Raw genomic sequence first — 19,400 nt, 5'->3', positions numbered from 1 at the left:
GGATGATGCCGAGGCCCGGCTTGCGCCGGGCCTCGTCGCTTGGCGGGAGGGGGAGGACGAGAATAGGCTTCTTTCCTATTCTCCGCCGCCAAGCGAATGGATGTAGACCGCCAGTTCCTTGACCTTGATCTCGCCGAGGCGCGCGCCCCAAGCCGGCATCACGCCGTGTTTCGGTGCGGTTACCTGGGCGGCGATGGCCGCTTCGCCTGACCCGTAGAGCCAGATGGCGTCGGTCAGATCTGGAGCGCCGAGTTCCTTGTTGCCTTTTGCATTGTCGCCATGACAGGCCACGCAGTTTTCGGCAAAGACCTTGGCGCCCGGCGCGACCAATGCTTGATTGACGACGGCCCCCGACAGACTGGCGACGTAGGCGCTGACCTGTTTGATCTGGTCGGCGGTGATGATGTCGGCAAAAGCGGGCATTTCCGACAGGCGCGTATCCGGATCGGAGGCAAAGCGAATGCCATGGGTGATCGTCTGCTGAATCTGGTCCGCCTTGCCGCCCCACAGCCAGTCGTCGTCGTTAAGGTTGGGGAAGCCCTTGGATCCCTGGGCGCCGGAACCATGGCACTGCACGCAATTGAGCTTGAACGCGGCACCGCCGGCGGCGACGGCGAATTCGCGCAGCGTGTCGTCCGCCGCGATCTCCGAAACACTTTTCGCTTCTATCGCGGCGACATATTTGCCCTTGGCTGCTTCAGCCTTGGACAACTCGTTCCCGACATCGTTGCGGCTGGAGTAGCCGAGCACCCCCTTGGTTGCCGTGTGCAGCAGAGGCCATGCCGGATAGGCGATGGTGTAGCCGATCGCCCAGACTATGGTGATGTAGAACGTCCAGACCCACCAGCGCGGAAGCGGGTTGTTGAGCTCCCGGATGCCGTCCCACTCATGACCGGTGGTTGAGATGCCGGAAACCTCGTCGATGTGATCGCTGCTCATGATCAGTCCTCCTTCAGAGGAATTTGAGCTGCTTCGCCGGCTTGCCTGCGGCTTCCGGGACGAACTGCAAAGGCAACGGATCCGATGAAGAAAAGAGACATGGCAAGTAGGCCCCAGCTGTCGGCAAACTCCCGCATGAAATTGTACGTCATGGCCATTGTCCTCAGCGGTAGCCGGCGGTCTCATCGTAGTTCTTGAAATCGACCAGCGTGCCCAGCATCTGGAGATAAGAAACCAGCGCATCCATTTCGGTGACCTGTTGCGGGTTGCCGTCGAAGTCGCCGATCTTGGCCTTGGGGTAGCGGGCCTGGAGGCCGGATGTGTCGGCGTTGGGATCAGCCTGCGCCATCAAATCGGCATTGGCGTTAGCGATCATGTCGTCGGAGTAAGGGACGCCGACGCGCCTGTTGGCGACCAGATGCGTCGAGAAGTCCTTCACCGCGATCGGCTTGTCCTTCAGGAAGGCATAGCTCGGCATGATCGATTCCGGCACCACGGACCGTGGATCTGTCAGGTGATCCACGTGCCACAGGTTGGAATACCGGTCGCCAACGCGGGCGAGATCCGGTCCGGTGCGCTTCGATCCCCACTGGAAGGGGTGGTCGTATATCGACTCGGCCGCCAGGCTGTAGTGGCCGTAGCGCTCGACCTCGTCACGGAACGGCCTGATCATCTGGCTGTGGCAGAGGTAGCAGCCCTCGCGGACATAGATGTTTCGCCCGGCAAGTTCGAGCGGCGAGTAGGGGCGCATGCCTTCCACCTTCTCGATCGTATTATCGAGATAGAAGAGCGGCGCGATCTCGACGATGCCGCCGATTGTCACGACCAGCAGCGACCCGAGGAGGAGAAGTGTAGCGTTCTTCTCGATAACCGCGTGTCTGTTCATCAAGCTCATTTTCTGTCTCATCATCGCGCAAGCTGGACGGCGGGGGTGGAGCGCGGCATCGGATCCTGCTCGCGCCGGTAGCCGAGGATGGTCATGGCGATGTTCCAGGCCATGATCAGGGTGCCGGAGAGGTACATGGCCCCACCTATGGCGCGCATGATGTAATAAGGGTGCATAGCGGCCACGGTTTCGGCGAAGGAGTAGACCAGGAAGCCCTGCTCGTCGTATTCGCGCCACATCAGGCCCTGCATGATGCCGGACACCCACATGACAGCGGCGTAGACAACGATGCCAAGCGTCGCCAGCCAGAAGTGCCAGGTAACGAGGCGAAGCGAGTAGAGCCGTTCACGGTTCCACAGCTTCGGCACCATAAAGTAGATCGCGCCGAACGAGATCATGCCGACCCAGCCGAGCGCACCCGAGTGAACGTGGCCAATGGTCCAGTCGGTATAGTGCGACAGAGAATTGACCGTCTTGATCGACATCATCGGGCCTTCGAAGGTCGACATGCCGTAGAAGGCGATGGCCATCACCATCATGCGGATGATCGGGTCAGTGCGCAGCTTGTCCCAGGCGCCCGACAGCGTCATCAGGCCGTTGATCATGCCGCCCCAAGACGGCATCCACAGCATGATCGAGAACACCATGCCAAGCGTCTGCGCCCAGTCGGGCAAGGCCGTATAGTGCAGGTGATGGGGCCCGGCCCAGATGTAGAGGAAGATGATTGCCCAGAAATGGACGATCGACAGGCGGTAGGAATAGACCGGCCGGTTGGCCTGCTTGGGCACGAAATAATACATCATGCCCAGGAAGCCGGCGGTCAGGAAGAACCCGACGGCATTGTGGCCGTACCACCACTGCGTCAGGGCGTCCTGGACGCCGGAAAATGCGGAATAGCTCTTGGATCCGAGGAAGGAGGCCGGCATCGAGAGGTTGTTGATCACATGCAGCATCGCGATGGTGACGATGAAGGAGAGATAGAACCAGTTGGCGACGTAGATGTGCGGTTCCTTGCGCTTCAGGATGGTGCCCAGAAACAGGATCAGGTAGGCGACCCAGACGATGGTCAGCCAGATGTCGACATACCATTCGGGTTCCGCATATTCGCGGCTCTCGGTGATGCCGAGCAGATAACCGGTCGCGGCCATGACGATGAAGAGCTGGTAGCCCCAGAACACGAACCAGGCGAGATCGCCACCGAACAGCCGGGCGCGGCATGTGCGTTGGACGACATAGAGAGACGTGCAAAGCAACGCGTTGCCGCCGAAGGCGAAGACGACGCCCGAGGTGTGCAGAGGCCGCAAGCGGCCGAAGTTGAACCAGGGCTGGATGTTGAGATCGGGATAGGCAAGCTGCAGCGCGATGACCACCCCGACCAGCATGCCAACCACACCCCAGAACATGGTGGCGATGGCGCCGTACCGGATTGGCCCGTCCATGTAAGCGGACGGGTCGATCGGAACGGCAGGCTTGAACTCAGTGTTACGCAGTAGGATCGCAGTGAAGCCAGCCAAGGCGAAGAACAAGACCCACATGTGCTGGCGAAAGGGTTCATCCACCCCAGCGCCAGCCGCCACCAAAGCCGCGAATGCGAACAGGCTTAGAAGCACGATTTCTTTGCCGAATTTCATCGCAAGCCCCGATTTCCAATTCCGGCGGATGCCAAACCGCGGTGCCTTATTGCGCAGCCGTCGCCTGCTCGCCCTGATCCATGTCAGAGCCGCACCATTTTGCTCGAGCAGCATCGAGTTCGGTGCGATCAGACTGCGACGATCGAATGTGGAAGCGCACCACCGGCCGCCCGTTTATGGTGGGGCCTGGCGTCCCCGGTCGGGCCCCGGGTGCGGAGGCGACCGCGGGCGTGTGGGGGAGCGCACCTTCTGCGACGCTGGAAAGCAGGTCGACGCCTTACCGAACCCCGCGTTCAATGCCTTGGAACAGCCAGCGCCAGCGTTACGCTGCCGTCGTGACATTCATGGCTTTGGGGAGACGGCGATTTTCCCCTGCGGATGAGGCGTATTGACTTCGGCCAAGTGTGGATGCTTCGCCCACGAGCCGAAAGGCAACTGGCGCATACGATCGGATGGAGAACTGGCTGTCGCTACGCGACTTCTTCTGAGCCCAACGCGAGCATGCCCTGCCCCGAATGAAGTAAGTGACGGGGGCCATGCAGCTTCTGCGTCATTCAAACGACTGTAGCGCCTCGGCCGCCGCAGCGCCGTTCCAGCCGGCTCATGCTGTCCACGGTGACGCGGCGGTTGTTCTCGATCCGAATCACGCCGTCCATTCTCAGGCTGGTCAGCTGACGGCTCACGGTCTCGTTTGTGATTCCAAGGAAATCAGAAATGTCGGCACGCGTCATCGGCAGCTCGAAGCACGCCGAGCTAGCCGTCGGGTCAACATTGGAGTCGATGTTACGGGCAATCATGAGGAGAAAGCTCGCCACCTTCTCTGGTGCGGTCTTGCGCCCCAGAGTCACCATCCATTCGCGTGCCTCGTCAAGTTCGTTCAGCGCCTGCTTGAGCAGGCGATGCACAAATTCGGGTGATTGCTTCATCATCCGTTCGATGGCCGCTCTGGGAAACGAGCATAGCGAGACAGCTGTTGCCGCTTCCGCATTGATCGCACTTTTCATCTTGAAGGGCCGACCCAGAAAATCCGGGGCGAACTGCAGGCCGACAATCTGCTGGCGTCCATCTGACAGGCTCTTCGTGAGCTTCACCACGCCTGAAAGCACGTTCGAATAACAGTCGACCGCCTCGGCGTCGCCGATCAGTTCGACCCCCGGCTCAATATTGTGCCGCGACGACGTCTTGGCGAGCTGAGCCAAATGGTCTGGCTCTAGCGCGCCACAGACACCGCGGCGCCGTGCCTCGCAAGACAGGCAAAGAACGGGGATGCCGGAACTGTGAATATCCTGCCGTAATGTCATTCGATCGCTCTACCGGTCCGTGCGGGCAGGATAGCACCCACGGTAGAAAAATCCTTGCGGCAGTTTGTCCGTGCTGAAGGTTGATCGAAATCAGGGCTTAGGCTCATCCAAGCATCCACAGTTCGGGCGACGCAAACACGGTGGACCACGACATGCGACAAAAGCTAGTTGCCAGATTTGGCGAGAACGTCCCGCGCTACACGAGCTACCCGACCGCGCCGCATTTCCATCCAGGCGTTGATGCTGCCGTTTGTCGTGGCTGGCTGCAAGCGCTCGGCGGTGGTGACGAGATCTCGCTCTATCTGCACATCCCTTACTGCGACAAGCTTTGCTGGTTCTGTGCCTGCCATACCAAGCAGACACGCCATTACGAACCGGTGACCACATATCTGCGCTCACTGCATGCCGAGATCGCCACCGTCGCCAGTCTTGTCGCAGGCAAGGGTCGCGTCCGTGCCGTCCATTTCGGTGGCGGTTCGCCGACCATCCTCAAACCCGAAGATATGGTGGCGCTGGGAACCGCCCTGCGCAACAGCTTCGGCTTTCTTCCCGGCGCCAAGATCAGCGTTGAAATCGAACCCAACGATATGGATGGAGCCCGCCTCGATGCGCTTGCCGAAATCGGCATGACTCGTGGGAGCCTCGGCGTCCAGGACTTCGATCCGAAGGTTCAGAAGGCAATCAACCGCGAGCAGAGCTTTTTGCAGACCAAAGCGGTAGTCGACGGTGTTCGTTCGCGCGGCGTCGAATCCGTCAATCTAGACCTGCTGTACGGCCTGCCGCACCAGACCAGGGCGAGCGTTTCCTCAACGGTCGCGCAGGCACTGACCCTGGAGCCGGACAGGATAGCGCTTTTTGGCTACGCCCATGTGCCGTGGTTCAAGAAACATCAGACGATGATAGACGAGGCATGGCTGCCCGGTCCCGCGGAGAGATTTGCTCAATCGCAACTGGCGGCGCGGGCGATCGTGGACCAGGGGTACGAAGCAATCGGCCTCGACCATTTCGCCAAACCCGGCGATGCCCTGGCCCTTGCCGCCCGCGCCGGAACACTGCACCGGAACTTTCAGGGTTACACCGACGATTGCTGCGAAACCTTGATTGGGATAGGCCCATCGTCCATCAGCCAGTTTCGGCAGGGCTATGCGCAGAACATGCCTTCGACCAGCGAATATCGATGCACGGTTGATGACGGCGGGCTGGCCGCTGTTCGGGGTATCGCATTTTCCAACGACGACCGCGTTCGCGGCTGGATCATCGAACGTTTGATGTGCGACTTCGCCTTCTCGGCCATCGATCTGGTGGAACGCTTCGGCGAGGCCGGCCAGAGGCTCCTCCTTCAGTCAAGTTCCATGGCCCTCCACGATCCGGTTCGATTGCTTGAACTTGATGGCGACAGATTCGTTGTGCCGGCTGAAAGTCGCCCTTTCGTCCGAAGCATCGCGGCCAGGTTCGACAAATATTTCGAAGCTGGAACGGCCAGGCACTCGGCGGCAGTCTGAGCACTCAGAGGACCGGTCATGCCTCTCAGTCGATCATGGACCGCGGTACGTTTGTTGATCGGCGACCGTCGTATCGAGACAAGATTCGGAGCGGACCAGACGCGTCTTGGCGCAGCGACGATATCGTCCGCTCGAGCCCTGCCTGTCGGATCATGGTTGTCGGCGACAGCTCCCTTCGACCTGAACCACCCGTTCACCCGAATTCTGCCGGCGCAGTTCCAGTGGAAAGGGCCTGGGCTAGACGGCTCTCTTGTTACCCCAGAGCACAACGTGCAGCTGCGGTAGCACGCGAGCCTCGAACCATCTGTCGCGGGTCACGCTGTCAACCAGCCACTCCATGCGCTTCAATATTCCGTCAAGGTCGACAGGCGCGTCATCATTTCTGGGGTGTGGCGGCGTGTGATTGCCGGGCTGCAGATAGATCGGAAGTTGCGGAAATTGCGCAGCGGCGTCTTTCGCGTAGGTGTAGTCCCTTTCGTCGAAAACAATGAGCTTGAGCACGACTTGGGGGTTGCCTTGTGCCGCCTGGAGGCACGCCTCGACAGCGGCCCAATCTGTCGTCATTTGGCTTGACGGCGGCTTTGGGCTGAGGATCAGCACGTCAAGCTGCGCAAACCAGTCCCTGGCAAGGGACCCTTGGGTTTCCAGCGCAAAACGGTAACCGTCACCATGGCCCCGGTCGATGAGCGCGCCGAGCGGCTGGATGGCCGGATTGCCGCCTGATAGCGACACCATCAGCGGGCGGCCACCGGAAAGGGCAAGCACATTTTTCCACACCGCGCCAACGGACATCATCTCCCATTCATGGCGGAATTGATTGTCCACAGCATGGAGGCTGTCGCACCAGGAACAGCGATAGTCACACCCGCCGGTTCTGACGAAGATCGTCGGCAAACCTATGAGCACGCCCTCGCCCTGGATCGTCGGCCCGAAAATCTCGCTAACGCGGATTGCGGGATGAGTATTCGTCATGGCCGGTATTCCGCCCAGGTTTTCGGCGTTTCGCTCACCCGCACGGCCGCGGTTTCGCTCAGGCGTGCCTTGCACCATTCGTAGAAATGTCTGGCCAGATATTCCGCCGTGACTTGCTCGTGTCCCAGCACGTCGTTGAGATGTCGGTGGTCGAAGCTCTCGTCGATGTAGCGTTTGAATGGCGCCAAGTCGTGGTAGTCGCGCACGAAGCCGTGATCGTCCAGTCCATCCGCTGAAAGCTCCACTTCGACGATGTAGTTATGTCCGTGCAGGCGCGCGCATTGGTGATCGGGTGGCAATGAGGTGAGCTGATGCGAGGCTGAGAAGTGGAATTCCTTGGTGATGCGGAACATTACGCGGTGGTCCTTCGCAGCGCTCCGAGCCAGAAGTCGGAGTCCTCATACTCCGTTGGGTCCGGGTGCCCAGCGATGTGAAACGCCTCACGCCGCTCGACGCAGGTCCCGCACCTCCCGCAATGACGCTCGGCGCCCTTGTAACAGGACCAGGTCTGCGCAAACGGCGTGCCGTATGTGGCTCCATCCGTAACAATGTCCGCCTTCGCCAGGTTCACATAGGGTGCATAAAGGCGAATCTGCGCGTAGCCGTCGAGCGCGTGGTCCTGCATCATCTGGAAAGCGTCGATGAAGGCCGGACGGCAATCGGGATAGACAACGTGATCCCCACCATGCACGGCCGTCGCCACTGCGTCAGCGTCTTGCGCTGCGGCGAGGCCGAAGGCAATGGCCAACATGATGGCGTTCCGGTTGGGCACCACGGTTATCTTCATCGTGTCTTCGGCATAGTGCCCGTCGGGCACGTCCACATTGTCGGTCAGCGCGGAGCCGGAAAGGCCGCCGCCGATCTCGTGGATATCGATGATTCGCTGCGGGACACTCAGGCGCTCCGCGCAAAGGGTGGCGAAGCCCAATTCCTTCCTATGCCGTTGGCCGTAATCGAACGATAGCAGGCCGGTAAGCTGGTGCTCCGCTGCCACCTTGTGGGCAAGAGTAACGGAATCCAATCCGCCGGAGCAGACGACGAGAGTCTTCATCGTTGGGTCCTTGTTTTAACCGGGTAGGCTGCGACCGGAGATTTCTCTGCGCTCCAGTACTTCAGGAAAACCATTTTGTGAAGTGAACGGAGACCAGTTCGTGCGCTTGCGTGCGATGCGCAAAAAGCCTTCGCGGTGAGCTGCAAGGACACGGACGAGACGTCACCCTTGAGCGGAATGCTCAGAGTCGAACGCTTCTCGGGGACAAAGTTCTCGACGAGCAGAGCCTGGCGGTCCCGAGCGCCGAGCGACGCCGGTGCAACGGTTTCGTGGTACAAAGCCGAGATGGGCTTGCCGCAAACAGCTCACTAATCAGGGATGTTCAGCGATGCCGAAATCCAGATATCGGGATGGATTATGAGGTCAATTGTCGCGACAGCTTGGCTGGCCTGCTCCTTGCGTTTCGTAGAAGCAGCGCATTCCACTTCAGCAGCATTTTGATGAGCACGCCCTCAATGGATGACCGGCGAACCCTGAATAACCGGTCGTGAGCCGACATCTGTGAACAAGCGGTGTGGTCGATTGCAATCACCCATGTCTTGCGCACAGGTACCTCATGGCAGTGGATGAACTGAACTTGATGGTTTTACAGATGGCAGTCGAAAGCGTCCGCTCGCTCTCGTTGAGCTTCGCTGAAAAAGCCGCCGAGATAGCCAACAGGAGCCGCGGCAGCCTGCTTTTCGACGTTCGGATCGACGGTGACGCGCAGGTCCAGCGGGTCGCAGCCATCCGATATCACGGCGGCCAATTCGGCGTGCTGGCGTTAGACGGACACGGCCTAGTTACCCACTATTGCATCGTTAACGGTATGTTCTCACATTACATCGCGGCCTTGGAGAGCTGGCACAGGATGCCCCTGTCGATGCAGGCCAAGATGGATGCCAACGGCAATGCCCGTCTTTTCGTAGCGGCGTTGCGGGATGCCGACATATGCTGGGCACCTAGCATATGGCCAGAGTGCATCTCTGAACTTGCATGTGCATCACTGCGGTTCGTCAGCGCGATCCTGCGACCGGCCAAGCGGCCGAGTGGGGCTGAGATCCGCCCCCACCTGCGCCGTCTGGTGCGGGCGATCCAGATCAACTGGCCGAACATTCGAATCCTGCTCCGCGGCGATAGCCCTTATTGCAACCCGCAGGTCATCGACTGGTGCCGCGCCAACGACGTCGACTTCATCTTTGGCCTCGCGCCCACCACGACCCTGCGCAAGCATGTCGCGGATCTGGAGGCCAGCACGACGGCACGCTTGGAAGCGTCGGCCAAGACAGGCAAGGTCCGCAGGTTCAAGGAGCTCGTTGACGGCGCCGCTAGCTGGAGCCGCGTCGAGCGCATCCTCGCGCGGGTCGAGGTCGGCGCCCAAGGTGGCGATACCCGCTTCATCGTCACCAACCTTGCAGGTGGGAAGGCCAAGGCGCTCTACGAGAATGTCTACTGTCGGCGCGGCGCGGCCGAGAACCACATCAAATCATAGAAGACGCATCTCGCCGCCAGCCGAACCTCCTGCACAGAGCGACGGCCAACCAGTTCCGGTTATTCCTGCATGCCGGCGCCTACTGGCTCATGTGGGCTTGCGCGCCGCGATGCCGAAACGCTCGAGCATTCCAGTCGCCCAATTCGACACGCTGCGATTGCGCCTCATCAAAATCGCTGCGCGGGTGGTCGAGATGAAATCGCAAATCCGCCTGCACCTGCCGACATCGTGCCCCGACCAGCGCATCCTGCGCATCGTCCTCAATCGCATCCCCCAACTCGCGACGTAACGATGGGCGCAGGCGCCCGAAACGAACCCGCCGACCGCAACCTGTAAACCCCCGCCTGCCATCACCACGGATCATCGCCGGCACCCGACGAGGCTTGTCAAAATGCACAGGGCGGCCACATCGCCGATGCAGGCCGCCGAAAGCTCATCGCCGTGCATCAAGGCGGCTAGATGGCAACGAGGCTTATGCCGCCCGTGCATCGCAGCTCCATATGCATGAGGGGTCGTCGCTTCAAAATACTTGATACATTTGCGCTTGCGTAGCTCCTTGCATGCGCGGGATGCCAGGAGGAGACCTCTGTCTAAACGCTCGCATCGATGCAACGCCGTTGACACCATCATCGCGGCGACCGCTTTGCCACGGCCGCCGCAGCCCTTTTCGAGCATCACGATCATGCCGGCGCCATCGTCCCGCACCATCGAACACGACGATCGGCTGGAAGCCGTACTCGTCATGGTGGGCATTGAACAGGCGAAGCTGTTGGCCTCCGTGCACAGCGTCGAAGGTGTCGAGAGCGCGGCGCAGCCGGTTGGCGTCGTTGCCGTCCTCGTAGCCGGCGGCGATCATCTTCATGCGAAAGCCGATCATGTCCGCCAGGCTGTGGACGACCTGGTCCGGGCAGCGCGGATCGTCGATGCAACGCGCCAGACGCTCGGCCATCCGCAACCGCTTTTCCACCTCGGCCAAGGCCAGAACGCCGCTGTTGGACGACAGCATGCCGCCGTCGAAACGGGCGACGACGGACTTGCCGCCGACTGATGACAAACCGCTCAGCGGCAGCGCAAGATCGTTCATGGTGGGTGTGGTCTCGGGAAATGGTTCGGATCGGCTTAAGCAACCAAATCCTACGTCATTTCAACGGGCTTGCGCCACATCCACCAACCCCCATGAATTTGGCTAGGTTGATGCGGCGTGCCGCCGCCGTGAGGCTGCGCTCGCTCAGCAGCGCGTCGAGAACGACGAGAAGATTCAGATCGAGCCCTTTGAAACGCATGTCTTAGCTATCCATAGCGTGGATGAATTTGATTGAAACAAAGGATTTTACCAATTTTCCGGAATGTCGCATGGACCTGGCAGGATCTCAAGTGCGCCGATCACTGCCCCTATCGCGTGGCGAGTCCCTTGAGAAGAGCCCGAAAGAGGAAATCTGTCGCGTGAGGTGGAGATTGTACTGGAAATGAGAGGCAGCGCTCCGATCATGTCGAACTCTCCGACGAATGGCGGACCGGTACAATAGTTGATCGCAACTGGTCCGGAGCTATGAAACATCTCGATTACATATGAGGTGCCGAGTGAATACGCTGACAGCACCCACCGTCGCAGCGTTTAGCTGACGTTTGACGACGGTTCCTATCCATTTACACGCAGATTCTTGATGTGCTGGCGCAAAAGCGGGAGGCCGGCGACTTTTCTTCGTCATCGGGCTGACGCCGCAGAAGCCGGAACTCGTCCGGTTCCTATGGGCATTGGGCTTGGTCGGCGCACAGGGCTCCATGAGGGGCAATTTTGGCAACGCGACGCGATTCGGGTTTTGAACGACGCCGAAAACGCAAGCTGGAAAGGAACAAGATGGCAGATCAACTCGCCAACGAAATAATCGCCATGATCAAGAAGCGCGCCGCGTCGGAGGGCGGCATAGCGCCTGCCACAGGCGGCGAGATAACGGCTGCCACGAGACTGACTTCGCTCGGTATCGATTCACTGGGATTGGCGGACGTTCTCTGGGACCTGGAGCAGGCCTACGGCATCGAGATCGAGATGAATACGGCCGAGGCATGGTCGGATCTCCAGAATGTTGGGGACATGGTGGAAGCCGTGCGCAGCTTGCTCGCTACGGGGGTGTGAATGGACAGGCGCGTCGTGATTACTGGGATTGGCGGAATTTGCGGGCTTGGGACCAACACCGCCGCCATTTGGAGAGAGATGCGAGAAGGCCGCTCCGCCATCGGCCCAATCGTCAACTCCGAGCTCCATGAATTGAGGGTCAGGATTGGTGCCGAGATCAAAGCGCTGCCGGAGCATGACATCGACCGCAAGCAACTCATCTCCATGGACCGCTTCAGCCTGCTCGCTGTTCTTGCGGCGCGCGAAGCCATGCGTCAGGCCGGACTTTCCTCCAAAGAGGGAAATAGCTATCGCTTCGGTGCGACGGTGGGCGTTGGCGGCTGCGGGTGGGATGCGATCGAGCAAACCTACCGCGCCATCCTGCTGGGCGGTAAGCGTGCCGCTCTCTTGACTGTACCCAAGGCGATGCCGGGTGCCGCTGCCGGCCAGGTCAGCATGAGTCTCGGCCTGCGCGGGCCGGTCTTCGGCGTCACGTCCGCCTGTTCCTCGGCAAACCATGCGATTGCCTGCGCGGTGGACCAGATCAGGCACGGCCGGGCCGACGTGATGCTTGCCGGCGGCAGCGAAGCGCCGCTCATATGGGGTGTGCTGAAGGCATGGGAAGCGATCCGCGTGCTTTCGCCCGATGCTTGCCGGCCATTCTCGGCCGATCGCCAGGGCCTATCGCTTGGTGAAGGCGCCGGCATGGCGGTGCTGGAAAGCTACGAGCATGCCCTGGCTCGGGGCGCCACCATCCTTGCCGAAATTGCCGGTGCCGGCCTTTCCGCCGATGCGTCCGACATCGTCGCGCCGACTGTCGAGGGGCCGGAGGCAGCAATGCGGGCCTGCCTTGCCGATGCCAGGCTGGACGCCGAGGATGTCGACTATCTCAACGCGCACGGCACCGGCACAAAGGCCAACGACCAGATCGAGACGGCGGCGATCAAGCGAGTCTTCGGTCAGCACGCCTTCTCAATGTCCATTTCTTCTACCAAGTCCATGCACGCGCATTGCCTCGGCGCGTCCGGCGCGCTCGAGTTGATCGCCTGCGTGATGGCTATCCGCGAGAGCGTCGTGCCGCCGACTGCCAATTATCGTGAGCTGGACCCCGATTGCGATCTCGACGTCACGCCCAATGTGGCACGCGAGCGCAAGGTGCGCGTGGCACTGAGCAACTCCTTCGCCTTTGGCGGCACGAACGCGGTTCTGGCGTTCAGGCAGGTGTAGAAGCCATGAGAGATGCCTCCGGCAACATTATCTCTCGCATCCAGATGCTTGCCAGATAACTATTGTGAAGGGCGGGTCATTGACCGCCTCGGCGAATGCGGGAAGTGGCAGCGGAAGCTCGACGATCCGGGGGTATCGTCTTTGCGAAATTCTTAACTGTTGAAGCGGCTTGGACGTACCGCCGCCCCGTAAAAGGTAAGCGAGGCCCTGCGGGCTCGGCTTGAGGGTCTGAAGCTGTACACGACAATGTCTGGAAGCCTCAGGGTCGGCTCCTGCGCCCGTTATAGCCGCCTGAGTGCTGCCGGCCCGGCCGCGCCGCGGGCGCCGTCAACGAGCTCCTTGAACCTGCGGACCTTGCCTGTCTTGGCCGACGCTTCCAAGCGTGCCGTCGTGCTGGCCTCCAGATCCGCGACATGCTTGCGCAGGGTCGTGGTGGGCGCGAGGCCAAAGATGAAGTCGACGTCGTTGGCGCGGCACCAGTCGATGACCTGCGGGTTGCAATAATGGCTATCGCCGCGGAGCAGGATTCGAATGTTCGGCCAGTTGATCCGGATCGCCCGCACCAGACGGCGCAGGTGGGGGCGGATCTCAGCCCCACTCGGCCGCTTGGCCGGTCGCAGGATCGCGCTGACGAACCGTCCCGCACCATCGAACACGACGATCGGCTGGAAGCCGTACTCGTCATGGTGGGCATTGAACAGGCGAAGCTGTTGGCCTCCGTGCACAGCGTCGAAGGTGTCGTCAATGTCGAGTACGATCCGCTTCGGCACCTGCCGGAACGAGGCGCAATAGAGATCGACCATCGCCCGTCCCATCGACCAACTCCCGCACGCCGGGTAGGTTCTCCAGCCGGCACAGCGTCGATTTCGACGCCAGATCCCGACCCGACGGCAGCGCATCCTGGGCCATCTTGAAGACCGGATCGCGGCGCAGCCGGTTGGCGTCGTTGCCGTCCTCGTAGCCCGCGGCGATCATCTTCATGCGAAAGCCGATCATGTCCGCCAGGCTGTGGACGACCTGGTCCGGGCAGCGCGGATCGTCGATGCAACGCGCCAGACGCTCGGCCACCCGCAACCGCTTTTCCACCTCGGCCAAGGCCAGAACGCCGCTGTTGGACGACAGCATGCCGCCGTCGAAACGGGCGACGACGGACTTGCCGCCGACTGATGACAAACCGCTCAGCGGCAGCGCAAGATCGTTCATGGTGGGTGTGGTCTCCGGGAAATTTCGGATCGGCTTAAGCAACCAAATCCTACGTCATTTCAAGGCTTGCGCCACATCCACCAACCCCCATGAATTTTTCAGGCTAGCAGAGAGGGTGCTTGCGGTGCACTCACTGAACGAGATCGCAAATGGACGCGCGTAACCACCAGAACTGGCGACACCCATGGTGGTCCGCTGGACCCGCAGGAGGAACCACAAGGTGTGAGCGGGCAGAGCGCAAGCGAGTGCCTACTTCGATCTTTCTAGAAGCGCGCCGGCAGCCTGGGCGGGGGGCTTGGGGGTCAGACTGCCGGCGCACGCCACTCACGAAGAGCGGCCCCTTTTCGTGGTTCGAACGCCCATAGTCAACCCGGAAACGTCAGGATGCCCGCCATGTTACTTTCAGAGCGGCGCGACTCGCCATGTTGGATGATTCAGCCCGTAGGCCGAGTTGATGCTCAAGCCAGCATCGCCTTGCCGAACTAGGAAGAGTTCGCCGTTACAATCCTTCGTCGCGATCCGATGCCGTCGTGCACGTTCGTAGCACTCCAGGCGGCTATATCGCTTTGTTGTTCGGCGAGCTGCGCCAGAAGGCATTCGCATCCAATCGAATCAAGCGTCGACATCAGCCGCAAGCTTCACATCACAACAGCTAGATGTTTGATCCCAGGCTTTGATGGCGCATACTTTTCGTCCGAATCAAAGGATGCGCTATGGGCCAGGTTCTTCATGGGAGCGCCACGACGACAGAGGCGATCCGTCGAGCGATACAGCATAGTCAAGAGAGCCTGAGGGCGCTGGCGAAGCGCTACGGCATCAATCAGAAGACGGTTAGGAAGTGGAGGAACCGGACGTCGGCCGCCGATCTTCCGACTGGCCCCAGAGATCCGAAGTCGACAGTGCTATCGACTGAGGAAGAGGCGGTCATCGTCGCCTTTCGGCGTTATACGCTGCTGCCACTGGACGATTGCCTCTATGCTCTCCAACCGACGATCCCGCATCTGTCGCGGTCATCCTTGCATCGCTGCCTGCAGCGTCACGGGATAGGCAGGTTGCCGGATGTCGAGGGCGACAAGCCGGCAAGGAAGAAGTTCAAGGCCTATCCAATCGGCTACTTCCATATCGACGTCGCCGAGGTCCGAACCGAGCAGGGCAAGCTGCATATGTTCGTGGCCATAGATCGGACCTCGAAGTTCGCTTTCGTCGAGCTGCACGAGAAGGCAACGACAGCGGTCTCCGCCGATTTCCTGCGCCATCTTCTTGATGCTGTCCCTTACAAGATCCACACAGTGCTTACCGACAACGGCATTCAGTTCACGACCCCAGGTGCCGGCGGCTCGGCCGTTCCGCTGATCAAGGAAGCCATGGCGGCGGGAGAAATCATATGGGCGCACGCCTTCGAACATACTTGCGCCAAGGCCGATATCGACCACCGAACGACAAAGCCAAGGCACCCATGGACCAACGGCCAGGTCGAACGCATGAACCGCACGATCAAGGATGCGACCGTCAAACGCTTCTACTACGAGAGCCATGACCAACTGCGCCAGCATCTCGCCGATTTCGTCTTAGCCTATAATTTCGGCCGTCGACTGAAGACCCTCAAGGGCCTCACGCCCTTTGAATACATCTGCAAAATCTGGACAAAAGAGCCCGAACGATTCAGGCTCGATCCAACCCATCAAACCTTGGGACTAAACATCTAGTCCACCCATTGCAGATCATCCGACTGATCAGGCGGCGTCCGAAATGTCCAACTCCGACCCAAGAATTCCCACAGGTATGGAAAGCGATTTCGCTATCCGATCCCGATAGCCCTTGCTGTACCTCAGACCTCGCTCGATGTTTTGGATTTCCTCAGCGGCCAGCCCGCACGCGACCGCCAGGTCGTCGATCGAATATCCAAGGTGCTCGCGATAAGCGCGGACGATGTGGGTTCCCTGGGACATAGCCGTCAAGACTGGTTCGGGAATGCGCGAATCCTTCATAAACATCTCCAAGAACTGGGAGCTCCCTCGGAGATTCCTCCCCGAGGCGCACACTTAGCAAATAAAAAAAATGGTCGTCCAATCGGCCGAACCGGCCTCATGCATGGGATGGGCCGCTGAATTGGCCGGGCCGGAATATGGCGGCTCACCTCCTTCTGATCAAGTATCAAGGCTGCCCGTGCTGAGAGCCTGGTCGGCGTAGCGCATGCGACCTGCGATCCTTCGTGGACCATTCTCGCCGATGGCTTTCTTGAACAGCAACTCGAACTTTCGGCACGGACACTGCTTCCTTCGGCCAATCTCCACCGGCGAGGCAGCGAAAGACCCGCTCGTAACCGCTACCGAGTTTCGCAATTGCAGCAAACAATGGTCATCTGGTTTCATCCGGGCTTCGGATCCAGACAAGGGGTACCGCTTTCCTGGAGGCGCATCGCCACCTGTAGAGGTTCACAATCATTCGACCGTGACCGATTTTGCGAGATTGCGCGGCTGGTCTACATCCGTCCCCATGAAGAGCGCCGTGTGGTAGGCTAGAAGCTGTATCGGGAGCGAGAAGATCATTGGCGCGATAATCTCGTCGACAACCGGCAGCACGAGCGTGTGCATGGTTTCGAGTTTCGATACGGCTGCCCCTTTTTCATCGGTGATGAGGATAATCCGCCCTCCACGGGCAGCCACTTCCTGCATGTTGGAAACGGTCTTGTCGAAAAGACGGTCATGGGGCGCGATGACGATCACTGGCATGTTCTCGTCTATCAATGCGATCGGCCCGTGCTTCAATTCACCCGCTGCATAGCCCTCGGCATGGATGTAGGAAATCTCCTTGAGCTTCAGCGCACCTTCCATCGCTAGCGGGAAACTGGTGCCACGGCCGAGATACAGGACGTCACGACACTTTGACAGTTCGCGCGACAAGAACTCGATTTCCGGCTGGATGCTCTCGAGTACGTGGCCCATCACGCGCGGCAATTCGGCGAGGCTCCTGACGAGCGCCTGCAGCTCGTCTTCGGGGACGGTCCCGCGGGCTCTGGCCGCGCCGATGGCGAGTGCTGCTAGAACGGCAAGCTGGCAGGTAAAAGCCTTGGTAGAGGCGACGCCGATCTCCGGTCCGGCAAGGATCGGGAAAACCGTATCGGCCTCCCGAGCGATGGTCGATTCGCAGGCATTGACGATAGCGCCAATTTTCAGCCCACGCTCCTTGCAGTACCTCAATGACGCAAGCGTATCGGCGGTTTCGCCGGACTGCGAGATGAAAAGAGCCGCCGACTGCGGCGGCAACGGGATCTCGCGGTAACGGAATTCGGACGCAACGTCGATTTCAACCGTCAGGCGCGCATAGCGCTCGAACCAGTATTTTCCGATCAGTCCGGCGAAATAGGCGGTCCCGCAGGCAGAGATCGCCAAGCTCGGGACCTTGGCGAAATCAATGCCAGGAACCATGTCGCGACTGTCTATGATGTTAATGTAATGACGGAGAGCATGGGCGATGACCTCGGGCTGCTCGTAAATCTCCTTCTCCATGAAGTGGCGATGGTTGCCCTTGTTGGCCAGATCGGCCGCGGCCGTGGAGATATGGCGCGGACGCTCGACGGGACGGCCGTCGATATCGAAGATATGGGCGCCCGAATTGCCGACAACGGCCCAGTCGCCGTCGATGAGATAGGTAATTTCATTGGTGAAAGGAGCAAGGGCGATCGCGTCGGAGCCCAGGAACATCTCGCCGTCGCCGTGACCGATCGCGAGCGGTGGTCCGTTGCGCGCCGCCGTGATGGTCGTCGGTTCATCTTCGAAGAGGATGGCAAGCGCATAGGCGCCCTTGACGCGTTTCAGCATGGCACGCGTGGCCTCTTGCGGCCTCATGCCCTCTCGGCGGTATCTTGCCAAGAGATGCCCAACGACCTCGGTGTCGGTGTCGGTCTGGAACTCGGCGCCATCCGCCGCCAATTCGTCCTTCAGCTCGGTGAAATTCTCGATGATGCCGTTATGGACTACGGCGACACCGTCGCTAAAGTGCGGGTGCGCATTGCGTTCGGTCGAGGCCCCGTGGGTTGCCCAACGCGTGTGGCCGATGCCGACGTTGCCGCTCAGCGGCTCTTCCTTCAGTCGCGTCTCGAGATTGACGAGCTTGCCCTCGGCGCGCCGGCGGTGCAAGGCACCCTCGATGATCGTCGCAACGCCGGCGGAATCATAGCCGCGATATTCCAAACCCTTCAACGCGCCGATCAACCGATCCGACACCGGCTGTTGCCCAACGATGCCAACAATCCCGCACATGTTCGTCTCCGCATCTTTGCGGGCAGCACCAGCCCACGCGAGACGGATACCCGTCCGGCCGCTTTAAGTGGCGGCCTTGTAGTAGTAATCCATAATATTGGTAAAATTGATTGTTGTGATAACTACCATCCACCCGATGGATAGGTCGGCCGCTGTGGGGCCACGACCCAAACTTCTATTCGCGCCTGACGCTCTTATGAGGATCGCAAACTCACACCCGCGGCAGGATCACGGCCTCAGAAAGGCCAGGAGGCCTTGGACAGTGGACGGACGACTGGCCTGCGGGTAGGAGCATTGTGCCGCCGACTTGGGCATCGGCGATGGTCTGTCTTGGCGACAGCCTGAGTTCGCTTCAGGACCGTCGTCGTCTCGCGCGGCTGCCGGTGTCAGTTGACGATAACAAAATGTCCGCCGGGGGCGAGCGCCTCGCGCACGGCACGTGCCAGCCGCGGTCGGTCCGGGACGCCGTCGAAGGCGTTGGCCGTGAAGACGAAGTCGACGGGGCGTGACACCAGAGTAGCGAGTTCATAGCGCATAGCCGGCGACGAATTCGCAATTGGTCGCGCCGGCGCCGGTCAGCCGGCGCTGCGCGGCCTCCAGCTGGTCGGCGTAGTGCGACGACATGGCGGGCGATTGTGGCGATCGGCACAGCCGCCCCGCAACAGAGGTCGACCACCTCCATGCCCGGCTTCAGCCCAGTTGTCGCAAGCGCCATCTTCGCTGCGGTCGCGCTTGTCATGCTGCTCTTTCCTAGCCTTTGCAAGAACACGAACCTCGGCTTCGGTCGGAATGGCAACATGGCGAAGGGCGACCCGATCTGCGTCAAGCTCATCGCCACGGAA

General features: G+C 60.4%; 14 protein-coding genes and 5 pseudogenes. 5 read left to right on the top strand and 14 right to left on the bottom strand.

Going from position 1 to position 19,400, the window contains the following annotated elements; genetic code table 11:
- Nucleotides 1-75: 75 nt before the first annotated feature.
- The 5 genes from ccoP to AC3CCE_RS02775 all read right to left on the bottom strand — a co-directional run bounded on the left by ccoP (nt 76) and on the right by AC3CCE_RS02775 (nt 4,757).
- The gene (gene ccoP / locus AC3CCE_RS02795) at nt 76-939 is read right to left on the bottom strand and encodes a cytochrome-c oxidase, cbb3-type subunit III (protein WP_352627214.1); all 864 of its coding nucleotides are present in this window, start codon (nt 937-939) and stop codon (nt 76-78) included.
- A gap of 2 nt (nt 940-941) precedes the next feature.
- Nucleotides 942-1,091 carry a cbb3-type cytochrome c oxidase subunit 3 gene (locus AC3CCE_RS02790; RefSeq protein WP_352519772.1) on the bottom strand — a complete coding sequence of 50 codons (150 nt, stop codon included), beginning with the start codon at nt 1,089-1,091 and terminating at the stop codon, nt 942-944.
- 11 nt (nt 1,092-1,102) lie between these two features.
- Nucleotides 1,103-1,834, bottom strand: coding sequence for a cytochrome-c oxidase, cbb3-type subunit II (gene ccoO / locus AC3CCE_RS02785; RefSeq protein WP_352519773.1), 732 nt, complete (start codon nt 1,832-1,834; stop codon nt 1,103-1,105).
- Nucleotides 1,835-1,845: 11 nt separating this feature from the next.
- On the bottom strand, nt 1,846-3,456 hold the full coding sequence (ccoN, locus tag AC3CCE_RS02780; RefSeq protein WP_352627211.1) for a cytochrome-c oxidase, cbb3-type subunit I: 1,611 nt from the start codon (nt 3,454-3,456) through the stop codon (nt 1,846-1,848).
- Nucleotides 3,457-4,010: 554 nt separating this feature from the next.
- Nucleotides 4,011-4,757 (bottom strand): Crp/Fnr family transcriptional regulator, encoded by a 747-nt coding sequence (locus tag AC3CCE_RS02775; protein ID WP_352519775.1) that lies wholly within the window; start codon nt 4,755-4,757, stop codon nt 4,011-4,013.
- A 152-nt stretch (nt 4,758-4,909) separates the two neighbouring features.
- Here AC3CCE_RS02775 and hemN point away from each other — a divergent pair, with 152 nt between their 5' ends.
- Nucleotides 4,910-6,259 (top strand): oxygen-independent coproporphyrinogen III oxidase, encoded by a 1,350-nt coding sequence (gene hemN, locus AC3CCE_RS02770; RefSeq protein ID WP_352519776.1) that lies wholly within the window; start codon nt 4,910-4,912, stop codon nt 6,257-6,259.
- A 237-nt stretch (nt 6,260-6,496) separates the two neighbouring features.
- On the opposite strand, the gene queE is transcribed toward hemN, so the two are convergent.
- From queE to queC, 3 genes are read right to left on the bottom strand one after another with little or no spacing between them, the layout of a single operon-like run.
- Complete coding sequence (queE, locus tag AC3CCE_RS02765) at nt 6,497-7,231, bottom strand: 7-carboxy-7-deazaguanine synthase QueE (protein ID WP_352627224.1); 735 nt, start codon at nt 7,229-7,231, stop codon at nt 6,497-6,499.
- Nucleotides 7,228-7,584 (bottom strand): 6-carboxytetrahydropterin synthase QueD, encoded by a 357-nt coding sequence (queD, locus tag AC3CCE_RS02760; protein WP_023807034.1) that lies wholly within the window; start codon nt 7,582-7,584, stop codon nt 7,228-7,230. Before queD ends, queE begins: the two co-directional genes overlap by 4 nt.
- Nucleotides 7,584-8,282 (bottom strand): 7-cyano-7-deazaguanine synthase QueC, encoded by a 699-nt coding sequence (queC, locus tag AC3CCE_RS02755; RefSeq protein WP_023807035.1) that lies wholly within the window; start codon nt 8,280-8,282, stop codon nt 7,584-7,586. The genes queD and queC overlap by 1 nt, the downstream gene beginning before the upstream one ends.
- Nucleotides 8,283-9,270: 988 nt before the next feature.
- Here queC and AC3CCE_RS02750 point away from each other — a divergent pair.
- Nucleotides 9,271-10,042, top strand: a pseudogene (locus AC3CCE_RS02750) (IS1380 family transposase); the annotation flags it as partial.
- Nucleotides 10,043-10,444: 402 nt separating this feature from the next.
- Here the strand turns inward: AC3CCE_RS02750 and AC3CCE_RS02745 are convergent.
- Nucleotides 10,445-10,837 (bottom strand): annotated as a pseudogene (locus AC3CCE_RS02745) (transposase); the annotation flags it as partial.
- 97 nt (nt 10,838-10,934) lie between these two features.
- A pseudogene (locus AC3CCE_RS02740) lies at nt 10,935-11,036 on the bottom strand (LysR family transcriptional regulator); the annotation flags it as partial.
- Nucleotides 11,037-11,611: 575 nt separating this feature from the next.
- On the opposite strand from AC3CCE_RS02740, the gene AC3CCE_RS02735 reads away from it, so the two are divergent.
- The gene (locus AC3CCE_RS02735; RefSeq protein ID WP_031206078.1) at nt 11,612-11,887 is read left to right on the top strand and encodes an acyl carrier protein; all 276 of its coding nucleotides are present in this window, start codon (nt 11,612-11,614) and stop codon (nt 11,885-11,887) included.
- On the top strand, nt 11,888-13,093 hold the full coding sequence (locus tag AC3CCE_RS02730) for a beta-ketoacyl-[acyl-carrier-protein] synthase family protein (RefSeq protein ID WP_352627208.1): 1,206 nt from the start codon (nt 11,888-11,890) through the stop codon (nt 13,091-13,093). It begins immediately after the preceding gene.
- Here AC3CCE_RS02730 and AC3CCE_RS02725 read toward each other — a convergent pair.
- A pseudogene (locus AC3CCE_RS02725) lies at nt 13,080-13,244 on the bottom strand (LysR family transcriptional regulator); the annotation flags it as partial. The gene AC3CCE_RS02730 and the pseudogene AC3CCE_RS02725 sit on opposite strands and share 14 nt — an antisense overlap.
- A 169-nt stretch (nt 13,245-13,413) precedes the next feature.
- Nucleotides 13,414-14,296, bottom strand: a pseudogene (locus AC3CCE_RS02720) (IS1380 family transposase); the annotation flags it as partial.
- Nucleotides 14,297-15,009: 713 nt separating this feature from the next.
- On the opposite strand from AC3CCE_RS02720, the gene AC3CCE_RS02715 reads away from it, so the two are divergent.
- On the top strand, nt 15,010-16,002 hold the full coding sequence (locus AC3CCE_RS02715) for an IS481 family transposase (RefSeq protein ID WP_286454927.1): 993 nt from the start codon (nt 15,010-15,012) through the stop codon (nt 16,000-16,002).
- 27 nt (nt 16,003-16,029) lie between these two features.
- Here AC3CCE_RS02715 and AC3CCE_RS02710 read toward each other — a convergent pair whose 3' ends face one another.
- Both AC3CCE_RS02710 and glmS read right to left on the bottom strand, forming a co-directional pair.
- Nucleotides 16,030-16,284 (bottom strand): helix-turn-helix domain-containing protein, encoded by a 255-nt coding sequence (locus tag AC3CCE_RS02710; protein ID WP_352627111.1) that lies wholly within the window; start codon nt 16,282-16,284, stop codon nt 16,030-16,032.
- A gap of 453 nt (nt 16,285-16,737) precedes the next feature.
- The gene (gene glmS, locus AC3CCE_RS02705) at nt 16,738-18,558 is read right to left on the bottom strand and encodes a glutamine--fructose-6-phosphate transaminase (isomerizing) (protein ID WP_352445653.1); all 1,821 of its coding nucleotides are present in this window, start codon (nt 18,556-18,558) and stop codon (nt 16,738-16,740) included.
- Between the last annotated feature and the right edge of the window lie 842 nt (nt 18,559-19,400).

The sequence above is a fragment of the Mesorhizobium sp. P160187 genome (assembly GCF_057766425.1).
The sequence above is the reverse complement of the archived record's forward strand: the minus strand, read 5'-3'. Positions and strand labels throughout refer to the sequence as shown.

Bases quoted from the DNA above. Each gene is read 5' to 3' on its own strand.
- ccoN (WP_352627211.1), bottom strand. From the start codon at position 3,456: ATGAAATTCGGCAAAGAAATCGTGCTTCTAAGCCTGTTCGCATTCGCG.
- queE (WP_352627224.1), bottom strand. From the start codon at position 7,231: ATGACGAATACTCATCCCGCAATCCGCGTTAGCGAGATTTTCGGGCCG.
- AC3CCE_RS02730 (WP_352627208.1), top strand. From the start codon at position 11,888: ATGGACAGGCGCGTCGTGATTACTGGGATTGGCGGAATTTGCGGGCTT.
- AC3CCE_RS02735 (WP_031206078.1), top strand. From the start codon at position 11,612: ATGGCAGATCAACTCGCCAACGAAATAATCGCCATGATCAAGAAGCGC.
- AC3CCE_RS02790 (WP_352519772.1), bottom strand. From the start codon at position 1,091: ATGACGTACAATTTCATGCGGGAGTTTGCCGACAGCTGGGGCCTACTT.
- ccoO (WP_352519773.1), bottom strand. From the start codon at position 1,834: ATGAGCTTGATGAACAGACACGCGGTTATCGAGAAGAACGCTACACTT.
- queC (WP_023807035.1), bottom strand. From the start codon at position 8,282: ATGAAGACTCTCGTCGTCTGCTCCGGCGGATTGGATTCCGTTACTCTT.
- ccoP (WP_352627214.1), bottom strand. From the start codon at position 939: ATGAGCAGCGATCACATCGACGAGGTTTCCGGCATCTCAACCACCGGT.
- AC3CCE_RS02775 (WP_352519775.1), bottom strand. From the start codon at position 4,757: ATGACATTACGGCAGGATATTCACAGTTCCGGCATCCCCGTTCTTTGC.
- AC3CCE_RS02715 (WP_286454927.1), top strand. From the start codon at position 15,010: ATGGGCCAGGTTCTTCATGGGAGCGCCACGACGACAGAGGCGATCCGT.
- AC3CCE_RS02710 (WP_352627111.1), bottom strand. From the start codon at position 16,284: ATGAAGGATTCGCGCATTCCCGAACCAGTCTTGACGGCTATGTCCCAG.
- glmS (WP_352445653.1), bottom strand. From the start codon at position 18,558: ATGTGCGGGATTGTTGGCATCGTTGGGCAACAGCCGGTGTCGGATCGG.
- queD (WP_023807034.1), bottom strand. From the start codon at position 7,584: ATGTTCCGCATCACCAAGGAATTCCACTTCTCAGCCTCGCATCAGCTC.
- hemN (WP_352519776.1), top strand. From the start codon at position 4,910: ATGCGACAAAAGCTAGTTGCCAGATTTGGCGAGAACGTCCCGCGCTAC.